The sequence below is a fragment of the Reyranella sp. GW821-FHT12G01 genome (assembly GCF_058806575.1).
On the sequence record NZ_JBXAPV010000001.1, the window covers coordinates 2,291,212 to 2,303,915 of the forward strand.

Annotated in this window: 12 protein-coding genes; 10 read left to right on the forward strand and 2 right to left on the reverse strand. The window is 66.7% G+C overall.

The features are described from left to right. Positions 1–81: 81 nt before the first annotated feature. The 4 genes from AC1RP5_RS10955 (at position 82) to ggt (ending at position 6,524) form a co-directional block, all read left to right on the forward strand. Positions 82–966, forward strand: a complete 885-nt coding sequence (locus AC1RP5_RS10955; RefSeq protein ID WP_493110671.1) for an EamA family transporter — start codon at positions 82–84, stop codon at positions 964–966. A gap of 4 nt (positions 967–970) precedes the next feature. Continuing rightward, positions 971–3,649, forward strand: a complete 2,679-nt coding sequence (locus AC1RP5_RS10960) for a bifunctional acetate--CoA ligase family protein/GNAT family N-acetyltransferase (RefSeq protein ID WP_493110672.1) — start codon at positions 971–973, stop codon at positions 3,647–3,649. Positions 3,650–3,868: 219 nt separating this feature from the next. Further along, positions 3,869–4,876 carry a divergent polysaccharide deacetylase family protein gene (locus AC1RP5_RS10965; protein ID WP_493110673.1) on the forward strand — a complete coding sequence of 336 codons (1,008 nt, stop codon included), beginning with the start codon at positions 3,869–3,871 and terminating at the stop codon, positions 4,874–4,876. Positions 4,877–4,928: 52 nt separating this feature from the next. Further along, the gene (gene ggt, locus AC1RP5_RS10970) at positions 4,929–6,524 is read left to right on the forward strand and encodes a gamma-glutamyltransferase (protein ID WP_493113344.1); all 1,596 of its coding nucleotides are present in this window, start codon (positions 4,929–4,931) and stop codon (positions 6,522–6,524) included. Between the two features lies 1 nt (position 6,525). Here ggt and AC1RP5_RS10975 read toward each other — a convergent pair whose 3' ends face one another. Both AC1RP5_RS10975 and AC1RP5_RS10980 read right to left on the reverse strand, forming a co-directional pair. After that, positions 6,526–6,885 (reverse strand): TfoX/Sxy family protein, encoded by a 360-nt coding sequence (locus AC1RP5_RS10975; protein WP_493110674.1) that lies wholly within the window; start codon positions 6,883–6,885, stop codon positions 6,526–6,528. Between the two features lie 3 nt (positions 6,886–6,888). Next, positions 6,889–8,580 carry an amidase family protein gene (locus AC1RP5_RS10980; RefSeq protein WP_493110675.1) on the reverse strand — a complete coding sequence of 564 codons (1,692 nt, stop codon included), beginning with the start codon at positions 8,578–8,580 and terminating at the stop codon, positions 6,889–6,891. Positions 8,581–8,754: 174 nt separating this feature from the next. On the opposite strand from AC1RP5_RS10980, the gene AC1RP5_RS10985 reads away from it, so the two are divergent. The 6 genes from AC1RP5_RS10985 to AC1RP5_RS11010 are packed head-to-tail and all read left to right on the forward strand — an operon-like array spanning position 8,755 to position 12,698. Then, positions 8,755–9,732, forward strand: a complete 978-nt coding sequence (locus AC1RP5_RS10985; RefSeq protein ID WP_493110676.1) for a Bug family tripartite tricarboxylate transporter substrate binding protein — start codon at positions 8,755–8,757, stop codon at positions 9,730–9,732. 30 nt (positions 9,733–9,762) lie between these two features. After that, positions 9,763–10,434 carry a glutathione S-transferase family protein gene (locus AC1RP5_RS10990; RefSeq protein WP_493110677.1) on the forward strand — a complete coding sequence of 224 codons (672 nt, stop codon included), beginning with the start codon at positions 9,763–9,765 and terminating at the stop codon, positions 10,432–10,434. Between the two features lie 49 nt (positions 10,435–10,483). Next, positions 10,484–11,344, forward strand: a complete 861-nt coding sequence (locus AC1RP5_RS10995) for an alpha/beta fold hydrolase (protein ID WP_493110678.1) — start codon at positions 10,484–10,486, stop codon at positions 11,342–11,344. Then, positions 11,341–11,787: a cupin domain-containing protein gene (locus tag AC1RP5_RS11000; RefSeq protein ID WP_493110679.1), complete on the forward strand. Its 447-nt coding sequence runs from the start codon at positions 11,341–11,343 to the stop codon at positions 11,785–11,787. Before AC1RP5_RS10995 ends, AC1RP5_RS11000 begins: the two co-directional genes overlap by 4 nt. A gap of 37 nt (positions 11,788–11,824) precedes the next feature. Beyond that, the gene (locus AC1RP5_RS11005) at positions 11,825–12,196 is read left to right on the forward strand and encodes an ArsR/SmtB family transcription factor (RefSeq protein WP_493110680.1); all 372 of its coding nucleotides are present in this window, start codon (positions 11,825–11,827) and stop codon (positions 12,194–12,196) included. 4 nt (positions 12,197–12,200) lie between these two features. Then, the gene (locus AC1RP5_RS11010) at positions 12,201–12,698 is read left to right on the forward strand and encodes an SRPBCC family protein (protein ID WP_493110681.1); all 498 of its coding nucleotides are present in this window, start codon (positions 12,201–12,203) and stop codon (positions 12,696–12,698) included. Positions 12,699–12,704 lie beyond the last annotated feature (6 nt).

Consider the following 12,704-nt stretch of genomic DNA (forward strand, 5'->3'; position numbering starts at 1 on the left):
GCATGCCTCGCATCTTGTTTCCGCCCTTCTGCGATCTTGGGCACGGGCGTAAGGTGAGGGCAACAAGAAGAAAGTGCCCCCTTGGTCGTCGAGCCCCTGATCGTCGCGTTGCTACTGGCCGCGGCGTTGATGCATGCCACCTGGAACGCCATCCTGAAGTCCGACCAGTCGGACAGGCTGGCGACGTTTGGCCTGATCATGACGACCGGCACCGTGATGGGCCTCTGCATCGTGCCGTTCGTGCCGATGATCGAAGGCGCTGCATGGAAGTACCTGCTTCTCTCGGTCGCGATCCACGTCGCCTATTATTTCTTCCTGCTGAAGGCCTATTCCTACGGCGATCTCAGCCACACCTATCCGATCGCGCGTGGCCTCGGCCCGCTGCTGGTCGCCCTGGTGTCGGGCCGCGTGATCGGCGAGCACCTGCGGACGCAGGACATCATCGGCGTGTTCCTGCTGAGCTTCGGCCTCGTGGCGCTGGCCATCCCGCTGAAGAATGTCGTGCCGCGCCCCGGCAGCCGGCACGGACTTGCAACCTTGTTCGCGGTGCTGACCGGCATCACCATCGCGGGCTACATCATCTCCGACGGTATGGGCGTGCGCGCCGCCGGCGAGACCATCCAGCATCGCATCTCCTACATCGCCTGGCTGGCGGTGCTCGAAGGGCCGTGGCTGCTGGTGCTGGCCTTCTGGAAGCGGCCGGCGACCGTCTGGACCCACATGAAGAAGACCTGGTATCGCGGTGTCGGCGGCGGCCTGATCGCCAATACCGGTTACGGTATCGCGATCTACGCGCTGGCACTGGGGCCGATGGCCCATATCGCCGCCTTGCGCGAGACGTCGGTGCTGTTCGGTGCGCTGATCGGCACCTTGATCCTGGGCGAGCCGTTCGGTGGCCGTCGTGTGGCTGCGGCGTTCGTGATCGTTTCCGGACTTGTGCTGATGAACGGTCCGGCGCTCTTCTAGCGCCATGTCGACCCGCAATCTCGATAGGCTGATGGCGCCGCGCTCGGTCGTGGCGATCGGCGCCAGCGAACGCCCCGGCTCGGTGGGCGCGGCGGTCACGCACAATCTGCTGGCCGGCGGTTTCCAGGGCGATATCCATTTCGTGAACCTGAAGGGCGGCACGATCGCGGGCCGCACGGTGTTCCGCCGGGTTTCCGATCTACCCGCGCCCGCCGATCTCGCCGTGATCATGACGCCGGCCGAGACGATCCCCGGCCTGATCGTGGCGTTGGGCGAGGCGGGCACGCCGGCGGCCGTGGTGATCAGCGCGGGCCCCGGCAACGGGCCCGATGCGGCTTCGGTCAATGCGCGCTGGCGGCAGCGGATCCTGCGGGCGGCGAAACCTTATTTGCTGCGCATCATCGGTCCCAACTGCATCGGCTACGCCGCCCCGCGTCTCGGTCTCAACGCGAGCTTCGGGCCGACGCGCCTCAAGGGCGGCCGCATCGCGGCGGTGGCGCAGTCGGGCGCGGTGCTGGCGGGCCTCGCCGACTGGGGCGTGGCGCAGGGCATCGGCTTCTCGCACCTGATCTCGATGGGCGACATGGCCGATGTCGATTTCGGCGACGTGCTCGACGTGCTGGCGCGCGACTACGAGACCCGCGCCGTGCTGATGTACGTCGAGGGCATCACCCAGGCGCGCAAGTTCATGTCGGCGGCGAGGGGCGTGGCCCGCATCAAGCCTGTCATCGTCCTGAAAGGCGGCCGTCATGCTGCCGCCGCCCAGGCGACGGCGTCTCACACCGGATCGATGGCGGGCTCGGCCGCGGTCTACGACGCGGCTTTCGCGCGCGCGGGCCTCGTGAGGGTCACCGGGCTGGGCGAGTTGTTCGACGCGGCCGAGACGCTGGGACACGGCATCGCGCCGCGCAACGAGCGGCTGGCGATCCTGACCAACGGCGGTGGCGCGGGCATCGTGGCCACCGACCTGCTGATTGACGAGGGCGGCGAGCTGGCGACCCTGCTGGCCCGCACCGTCGCGCAGCTCGACAAGGCGATGTCGCGCGGCTGGTCGCGCGCCAATCCCGTGGACATCGTGGGCGATGCCGACGGAGCCCGTTATGCCGCCGCGCTGAACGGGCTGGCCGACGATCGCGGTGTCGGCGCGGTGTTGGCGATGAATGTGCCGACGGCACTGACCTCGTCGGTCGAAGCGGCGCGCGCCATCGCGGGCGCTGCCGGCGCCAAGGTCGTGCCGGTGATCGGCTGCTGGATCGGCGGCCCGGAGGCACAGGCCGGCCGCCACGTACTGCACGAGGCTGGCATCCCGGCCTACGACACGCCGCTGCGCGCCGTGCGCGGCTTCATGCACATCGTCGAGTACCGCCGCGGCCAGCGCGCGCTGCAGCGCACGCCGCCGTCGGTGCCGGAAGCCCGCTCCGACACCAACCTCGTGCGCTCGATCGTGCAGGGAGCCCTCAACGAGAAGCGCACGGTCCTGACCGAGCCCGAGGCCAAGCGCGTGCTGGCGGCCTACGGCATTCCCGTCGTGCCGACCGAGGTCGTACTCGATGCCGCGGAGGCTGCGGCCGCCGCCGTGCGAATCGGCTTCCCGGTCGCCGCAAAGGTCCTGTCACGCAACATCACGCACAAGACCGATGTAGGTGGCGTGGCGCTCGACCTGATGTCCGAGCAGGCCGTGCTCGACGCGGTGCGCGAGATGACCGGCAAGGTGCTGGTGATGGCCAACAAGGCCAAGATCGACGGCTTCGTGGTCCAGCCGATGATCCGCCGGCCTCACGCCGTCGAGCTGATCCTCGGTGCGGCCGAGGATGCCGTGTTCGGGCCGATCATCCTGGTCGGCCACGGTGGCGTGGCGGCCGAGGTGATCGACGACAAGGCGCTGGCGCTGCCGCCGCTCGATCCGGTGCTGGCCGAGGATGCGCTGAGCCGTACCCGTGTGGACCGGCTGCTGCGCGGCTATCGCGACCGCGCACCCGCGAACCGTGCAGCCGTCGGCGACGCGATGGTGCGCCTGTCGCAGCTCATCGCCGATGTCGGCGAGATCGCCGAACTCGACATCAATCCGCTGCTGGCGGACGCCGACGGCGTGATCGCGCTCGATGCCCGCATCGTCGTGCATCATCCGAAGAAAGGGCAGGAGCGGGCGGCGCGCTTCTCCATCCGCCCCTATCCGGTCGAACTCGAGACCGAGATCGAGCATCGCGGCGAGAAGCTGCGCCTGCGACCGATCCGGCCCGACGACGAGCCGATGCTGCTCGACTTCACGCGGCGCATGACGCCCGAGGACGTGCGCCTGCGCTTCTTCGGGCCCATACGCGAGATGAGCCACGAGCTCGCCGCGCGCCTGACGCAGATCGACTACGACCGCGAGATGGCGTTCGTGCTGCTCGATGGCAAGGAGATGATCGGCGTCGGCCGTCTCGTTGCCGACCCGGATTTCCAGCAGGCCGAGTTCGCACTGACAGTCGCGTCGGACCGACAGGGCCACGGCTACGGTGAGCTTCTGCTGCGGCACGTGCTGCTCTACGGCAAGGCGCGCGGCGTGAAGCGTGTGGTCGGCCATGTGCTGCGTGAGAATCGCAAGATGCTCGACCTCGCCAAGAACCTCGGTTTTCGCCGTGAAAGCGGCCGTTCGGGCGAACCGGACATCCGGGTTTTGAAGTCGCTGGCGGGGCTGTAGCTTTTTTTCGCAGGCGCCCGCCCGGAATTGAGGCGAATAGTGGCCTAGGCCAATAGGTTAGGGCATAACGCTAAGATGGCGTCGAGGAAGAACAGAAGCGGGAAGACGAACAGAAGGAGTCCGAGGCGAGGGCCCGGCTTCGTTGATCGTCTGCTGTTCCGTTACGACGCCCTCGTTGCCTGGATCTCCAGGCATCGTTGGCATTCGATCGCCGTCGCCGTGATCGTACTGTTCTTCGGCAGTCTGTTCGGTGGTTACTGGATCGCCGAGCGCCTCGATCTGCGCGGCAGCGATCGCGTTGCACGCGACACGATCGAGGACATGAAGCGCAGCGCCTCGTCGCAATCGCAGACACCGTCGCTACCTTCGCCGCCCGAAACGAAATACTCGCGCATTGAGGATCTGCCCGGTTTTCCGAAATACACCGAAGCCGAACCCGGCAAACCGACGCCGACGCTCGAAGAGAAGCCGCGCGTCAAACAAGTCGCCGCCGCGATGTCGGCCGAGCAGACCTGGCGTCGCAATGCCGTGCCGTTCCGCGATCTCAACAGCAAGCCGCTGGTGGCGATCGTGATCGACGATGTCGGCCTCGACCGGGCGCGCTCGAAGCGCGCGTGGGAACTGCCGGGGCCGATGACCATGTCGTTCCTTCCCTATGCGAAGGATTTGCCCGAGCAGAGCCGGGCGGCGCGGGCGCGCGGGCATGAGTTGATGCTGCACATGCCGATGGAGCCCAACGGCCGCAATGATCCCGGCCCGGGCGCCCTGATGGTGTCGATGTCCGATGCCGAATTGCGCCAGCGCCTGCTGATCGCGCTGGAGAGCTTCGGCGGGTATGTCGGCATCAATAATCACATGGGCAGCCGCTTCACCGCCGTGAAGCCCGACATGGAACTGGTGATGCGTCAGCTCAAGCCGCGCGGCCTGATGTTCCTCGATTCGCGCACCAGCCCGCAGTCGGTCGGCGACCAGACGGCGCAGGAGATGGGCGTGCCCTCGATCGTGCGCCACGTCTTCCTCGACGACGAGGAGAGCGTCGATGCGGTCCGCCGCAAGCTCGCCGAGACCGAGGCGGTGGCCCGCCGCCAGGGCTTCGTGGTCGCCATCGGCCATCCGCACGACGCTACGATCCAGGCGCTCGCCGAATGGCTGCCCACGGTGCAGGGCAAGGGCCTGGCACTCGCGCCCTCGACCGCGATATTGCGCAAGCGCAACGGTTGGGATTGAGTCGCGCCAACGAAGAGTTGGAGGAAGCGACGTGCGGTACAACAAGCAGGCGATGATCGTGGCCCCGCAGCCCGAGCCGACGGAGGCCGGGGCCGACGTGCTGCGCGAGGGCGGCAATGCCGTCGATGCCGGCATTGCCTGCGCACTGGTGCAGGGCGTGGTCGATCCGCAGATGTGCGGCATCGCGGGCTTCGGTTCCTGTGGCATCTACATGCCGGGCAAGAACTTCCACGGCTACATCGATGCCCACGCGCCGGCGCCGCTCGCCGCGCGGCCCGACATGTGGGCCAACCTGATCGAGAGCGAGGCGCGCGACGGCTACGGCTTCATCCTGAAAGGCCGAGTGAACGACATCGGCTACAAGTCGATCTGCGCGCCGGCCAATCTCAAGATGTACTACGACGCGCACAAGGAGCACGGCAGCCTGCCCTGGTCGCGCATCGTCGAACCGGCGATCGCCTGGGCCGAGAGCGGTTGGACCGTGCGGCCGCACGTGCATTTCTGGTGGGCCGACGATGGCGCCTTCGGCCGCGCCCCGAACTTCGAGCGCACCGGCTTCACGCCGGCGGCACGCGCGCTCTACTGCCGGCCTGACGGCGTGCCGAAGCGGGTGGGCGACCGGGTCGTCAATCGCGACTACGGCCAGACCCTGCGCGCGATCGCCAAGGGCGGCGCCGACGTCTTCTATTCCGGCGAGATCGCGCAGGCGATCGCCGAGGACATGAAGAAGAACGACGCGCTGCTGTCGATCGAGGATCTGAAAGCCTGGAAGACCGTGCGCAACGCGCCGCTGTGGGGCGACTATCGCGGCTACAAGGTCTCGACCAACCAGCCGCCGGGCGGCGGCGTGATGCTGATCGAGATGCTGAACATTCTCGAGAACTTCGACATCGGTGCATTGGAACACGGCTCGACCGAACACTTGCGCATCGTGGCCGAAGCGATGAAGCGGGCGACGATCGACAAGGATGCCAAGGTCGGCGATCCGAAGTTCGTCACCGTGCCGGTCGAGGAGCTGACCTCGAAGGCCTACGCCAAGGCCATGGCGGGCGAGATTGCGCGCGGCGAGAAGGCGAGCGTGACGCGCTTCAATTCGGGCGCAGTCTCGAAGGACACGACGCACATCTCCGTCCTCGACAAGGACGGAAACTGTTTCACCATGACCCATTCGCTGGGCATGCCCTCGGGCGTGATCACGCCGGGCCTGGGCTTCATGTACAACGGCTGCATGGGCGTGTTCGATCCACGCCCGGGTCGTGCCGGCTCGATCGCGCCGGGCAAGGCCCGCTTCAGCTCGGTCGTGCCCTCGATCATCTTCAAGGACGGCAAGCCGCACCTGATCATCGGCGCGCCGGGCGCCACGCAGATCGCCATGGGCGTGCTGCATGTCATCCTGAACGCGCTCGACTTCAACATGACGATGGTCGAGGCGGTCAGCGCGCCGCGCTTCTCCGCGACCTCCGACACGATCGACATCTCCAACCGTATCCAGGGCCGGGTCGAACGCGAGTTGCAGGGGCAGGGCTATCCGGTCGTCCGCAGCCCCTACGGCTTCGGCTTCGCCGCGGTGCACGGCATCCGCATCCACGAGGACGGCCTCGACGGCGGCGCCGATCCCGGTCACGACGGCGTGGTGATCGCGGTCTAGGTTACTTTTTGCCGGACTTCTCCCGCCTCACGGCGACCCGTCGTGCCGCCGCCAGCGCGGCACGGGCCCAGGCCAAAAACTCGTCGGGCTCGTCGAGCAGGCGGTCGGGCAGGGGCCAGTAGGAGAGATCGATGGTGACGCCCTTCTTCACGTAGCTGAGTGGCGGCGCGGCCTCGGCTTCCTTGAACAAGGTGCGGTTCTGGTCGTCGATCCGCAGATAGAGCGTGTCGTCGCTGACGATCCCCAGCATCAGCCCGCGACAGAACACGCCGGTCTTGCCGAACATGCGCCGCGTGGTGATGCGGCCGAGCGGCGCCAGTTGCTCGCGCAGGAACTCCGCGAAGCCGTCGCTCGCCACCATCCGCTACAGCGCCGGCAGGTCCGGCGGCGGGCGGCGCACCTGCGTCGCCTGTTCGTAAGCATAGGCGAGGCGCAGCAGCTTGGCCTCGGTCCAGGCGCGTCCTGCGAAGGTGAGGCCGAGCGGGTAGTCGGGCGTCTCGGTCTTGCCGACGCCTGAGATGAAGCCGGCCGGCACCTGTACACTGGGATAGCCCGGCTTGGCCGCGATGCCTGATCCGCTGGCGCCGGGAAACACCACGGCGTCGAGCCGATGCTGGCTCATATAGGCGTCCATGCCGCGCTCCTTGGCGGCCATCAGGTCCATCGCGCGCGCGGATTTGTATTCCAGCTCCGAGAGATCGCCGCGCGTCGCCTGGGCCGCCAGGAACAGGTCCTGCCCATAGCGCAGCGCCTTGTCGGCGTTGGCCTCGTTGAAGGCAATGACGTCGGCCATCGTCTTGATCTGCGTCCGGGTCGCCCAGTCACGCAGGTAGAGATTGAGGTCGCGCTTCAGCTCGTAGAGGAAGACGACGGAGGCGGTGCCCGGCGTGCCCTTGTTTATTCCGAGCGGATTGCGATTGAGCACCGCCATGGTCGTGCCCGGCCCGCCGATCCAGCCGATTGCCGGGATCGCCGCGCGGATGACCGTGGCGCCGAGGTCCTCCAACACCTTGATCGCCTGCGCCATCACCTCCTTTCCGCGCGACGAGAGCGGGCCATAGAAGGGATCGTTGAGCGGATCGTCCGGATCGCTCGGCACACCGATGCGCGCACCCTTCAGGCCATCCTTGTCCAGGTCCGTGGTGTAGTCCGCCGGCCGCTGCAGAAGGTGGGTCGCCGGATCGTCCGGATCGCGCGCCGCCAGCACGTTCAGCAGGATCGCGGAGTCGCGCACGGTGCGGGTCAGGGGACCGGCCGTGTCCTGGCTGTGCGAGATCGGGATGATGCCGCTGCGGCTGATCAGGCCCACGGTCGGCTTCACCGTGACGAGGCCGTTCTGGGTGGCGGGGCTGAGCAGCGAGCCCGAGGTCTCGGTGCCAATCGAGGCGGCGCAGAGACCGGCCGCGACGGCGACGGCGGAACCGGCGCTCGAGCCGCCCGGCAGGACGACCGGCGCTCCGTCGATCATCAGCCGGGGCGAGTAGGGGTTGCGAACATAGCCGGCGATCGAGCTGTAACCCGACGGCATGCCGATCGCGAGGATGTTCGCGAACTCGGTGAGGTTCGCCTTGCCCAGCAGCACCGCGCCGGCCTCGCGCAGTCGCTTGACCACGGGCGCATCGGCTTTGGCATGGGCGCCGTCGAGGGCCAGCGAGCCTGCGGTCGTCGGCTGCTTGTCGCCGGTGGCGATATTGTCTTTGACCAGGATCGGCAGGCCCGCAAGCGGCTGTTTGGCCGAGGGCTTCACGGCGTCGAGGCCGGCCGCGATCGACAGGACGTCGGGATTGGTCACCCGCACGGAGTTGAGGCCCGGCCCGTTCCGGTCATATGCCTCGATGCGGGCGAGATAGGCGCGGGTCAGGTCGCTCGCCGTGACGCGGCCCTGCGCCAGTGCCTCCTGCAACTCCGACATCGAGGCATTGTCCACGGCGATCGCGGACTGTGCCGATGCCGTGCCTGCCCCTACGGCGCCCAGCACGACCGGCATCATCGCCAACTCGCGGCGGCCGAGGCCGCCGTCGTGGGAAATTCCAGTGCCCTTGGTCGGTTTGGTCACGGCAATCACCTGTGGTTTTCGCTGCCAAGATTTACGGCCCGGCCATCTTTACATGACGAAGATGATCTCACGTAGCGGCTCTCGGGCTCCAATTGCGGTTTCCCTGAAGCCGCCAACACATAGAATGCGGAAAGTCGCCAACCAATGAAACGACCACGAACAGGAAGGAAACAGATGGCCATCGTACTGGGCCGCCGCGCCGCTCTGGCCGGCGCCGCCGCACTCGCCGCCGCTCCGCAGGCTTTCGCGCAAGCCGGATACCCCGACAAGCCGATCCGCATGGTCATTCCGTTCGCCGCAGGCGGGCCGACCGACGTTGTGGGCCGCCTGCTGGCGCCGCGCGTCTCTGAGATCCTGGGCCAGCAGGTCGTGGTCGAGAACAAGCCAGGTGCCACCGGCAATATCGGCACGGCCATGGTCGCCGACGCCAAGCCCGACGGCTACACGATCTGCTTCAGCGCCTCGACCATGGCGATGGCGCCGGCGCTCTATGGCAAGACGCTGGGCTACGATCCGGTGAACGGGCTGGCGGCGATCGCCTATGTCGCGAGCGTGCCGCTGATCCTGCTGGCACCGATGGATGGCGCCAAGACCACGCCGGAACTGGTCAGCATGCTGCGCAAGGATCCCGGCAAGTATTCCTACGCCTCGTCGGGCAATGGCGGGATGATCCATCTCGCGAGCTACCTGTTCGCCAGCCGGGCCGGCGGCGATGCGCTGCATGTGCCGTATCGCGGCTCGGCGCCCGGCATGGTCGACATGATCGCCGGCCGCCACGGCTTCCAGATCGACACGCTGCAGTCGAGCAAGGGCTTCATCGATGGCGGCAAGGTGAGGGTGCTGGGCGTCGCGTCCGACAAGCGCCTGCCGCAGCTTCCCGACGTGCCGACGATCAAGGAGTCGACCGGCTTCGATTACGCCATCAACACCTGGTACGCGGTCTATGCGCCGGCCAAGACGCCGCGCCCGATCATCGACAAGCTGAATGCCGCCTTCAACCAGGCCCTGAAGCAGCCCGACATGATCAAGAAGGCCGACGAGCTGGCCATCGAGCTGGTCGATTCGACGCCCGAGCAGGCCAAGAAGTTCTACGACGACCAGATGGCCTTCTGGGATCCCATCATCAAGCAGTCCGGCGCCAAGCCGGAATAGCGCCCGGCATCGCGAACGACGGAGGAAATCATGATCAAGTTCTATTGGAACACCGCGCCGAACCCGACCAAGGTCGCGCTCTGCCTCGAAGAGATGGGCCTGCAGTACGAGCTGGTCCCGGTCGACACGCGCAAGGGCGAGCAGCACGCGCCGGCATTCCTGGCGATCAATCCCAACGCCAAGGTTCCGGCCATCGTCGACGAGGGCCAGACCGTGTTCGACAGCAACGCGATCCTGCTCTACCTCGCCGAGAAGACTGACAAATTCCTGCCGGCCAATCGCGGCGAGATGCTGTCGTGGCTGATGTTCGTGGCGTCGGGCATCGGCCCTTACTCCGGCCAGTCCGTGCACTTCCGCAACTTCGCACCCGAGCCCAAGGAGTACGCCGTCAACCGCTACACCTTCGAGGCGCAGCGCCACTGGGGCATCCTGGAAGCTCGTCTCGGCAAGCAGCAATTCATGTGCGGCGACTACAGCATCGTCGACATGGCGGTGTGGGGCTGGTCGAGGCTGATCCCGTTCGTGCTGGGCCCCGAGGCACCCAAGCAGTTTCCCAACCTGCAACGCCATCTCGCCGAGATCAGCGCGCGACCGGCTGCGGTCCGTGCACTTGCTCTGAAGGACCGGCACACTTTCAAGACGGAGATGGACGAGGCGGCGAAGCTCGCGATGTTCCCGCATCTCGGCAAGAAGGTCGCCTGAAACCCGATTGTCGCTCGACATCGGCACGTGACGAGCGCAAATCGGTTTCATGACTGAATCGAGCGTACCGGCGCTGCCGGCCGGGTTTCGTGCGCAGCAGATTGCGACGAAGGGTGCAGACATCCATGTCTGGGTAGGCGGCAAGGGACCTGCGGTCCTGCTGCTCCACGGCTATGGCGAGACCAGCGAGATGTGGGGGCCAATGGCCTCTGCTCTCATGGCAAAGCGAACCGTGATTGCGCCCGACCTGCGCGGGCTTGGCCTCTCGTCCAAGCCCGACACGGGTTATGACAAGGCGACGCAAGCGCAGGACATCCGGACCGTCCTCCAGACGCTCGGCGCCGGCCGCGCCGCGATCGTGGCGCACGACATCGGCAACATGGTCGCCTATGCCTATGCCGCGCAGTACCGCAACGACGTCGAGAAGCTCGTCGTGATCGACGCGCCGCTGCCCGGCATCGGCCCGTGGGAGCAGATCCTGCGCAGTCCGCTGCTCTGGCACTTCAATTTCCGCGGTCCCGACGCGGAGCGTCTGGTGGCGGGGCGGGAACGCATCTACCTCGATCGCTTCTGGAATGAATTTTCCGCCGATCCCGCCAAGTTCGGCGAGGCGGCGCGCGAATTCTATGCCGCGCGCTACGCCCAGCCCGGCGGCATGCGCGCCGGCTTCGCCCAGTTCGCGGCCTTCGCCCAGGACGAGATCGACAACAAGCGCTTCGCCGAGACCAAGCTCGCGATGCCGGTGCTGGCGCTGGGCGGCGAGAAGTCGTTCGGCCCGACGATGGCGGCGGTCATGCGCTTCGCCGCCAGCGACGTCACCGAAGGGATCGTACCCAACGCCGGCCACTGGATCATGGAAGAGAACCCCGAGGCGACCGTCGCCCTCGTGGCGAAGTTCCTCGGCGTATGAAGCGCGCCGTTCTCGCCACACTGCTGACGCTGGTGGCGACGGCCGCGCTGGCCGATCCGCCGACCCAGCAGCGTAAGCCGCCCGCCGAATTCGACTTTTCGAGCGCCGCTTCGGCCGGGGCAGGAACGTCGGGCATCGCCGCGATCCAGACGATCGTGCTCAAGGGCGATCCGACCAAGCCCGGCCTCTACACGATCATGCTGCGCATTCCGGCCAACACGCGGATCGCCGCGCATACCCATCCCGACGACCGCATCGGCACGGTGATCTCCGGCACCTGGTACTTCGGCTACGGCAAGGTGTTCGACGCCGCCGCGCTGAAGGCACTGCCGCCCGGCAGCTTCTACACCGAACCGCCGTCCGATCCGCACTTCGCCGAGACGCGCGACACACCGGTCGTGCTGCAGATCACGGGCTACGGGCCGACCGGGACGACGTATTAGGCCCCTCGGAATAGTTAGCCAATACTGAAAGTTTTCCTTGATCGGCATCACGCGTCGATCAATACTTTCCTTTATGGCTAAGTATTCAACAGACCTGGACAGGGCCTTTTCAGCCCTCGCGGATCCGACCCGGCGGGCGATCGTCAGCCTGCTGTGTGACGGGCCGAAATCCGTCAGCGAACTTTCCGAGCCGTTCGAGATGGCGCTGCCGTCGTTGCTTAAGCACGTGCATGTGCTCGAACAGAGCGGGCTCGTCAGCTCCGAGAAAACCGGGCGCGTCCGAACCTGCAGGATCGAGCCGCACGCGCTCCAGGCCACTGAAGCCTGGATCCACCAGCATGTTTCCACGTGGGAGAGACGCCTCGACCGTATGGAGGCCCACATCATGCGCATGAAGAGGAAGAACTAGGACCATGAGCACCTCCAACGCCGCTTCGCCCTGGCAGGACTGGCCTCTCGACCGCGAAATCGTCCTGGGACGCGTGATCGATGCACCCCGCAGCCTCGTCTACGCCGCCTGGACCGACCCGGAGCAAATTCAGGTGTGGTTCGGTCCTGAAGGCTTTGCGATCGAGACCAGGGAGATCGATATCAGGCCGGGCGGCGTCTGGCGTTTCGACATGATCGCGCCCGATGGCACGCGCTACGGCAACCGGATGGTGTTCCTCCGCCTGGAGGCGCCGTCACTCATCGAGGTCGAGCACGGGCCGGATGAGGAAGACGATTCCGGCAAGTTCAGGATGCTCCTGACCTTCGACGAGCAGAGAAACGGCAAGACCGCGCTCACGCTGCGCCAGATGCATCCGTCTGCGGAGCAACGCAAAGGCGCAATCGGCTTCGGAGCGGTGGAGTATGGCGGCCAGACCTTGGCGAAGCTGGCTCACCATGTGGAGAGCTTAAGGAGCCGGTAGACGCTG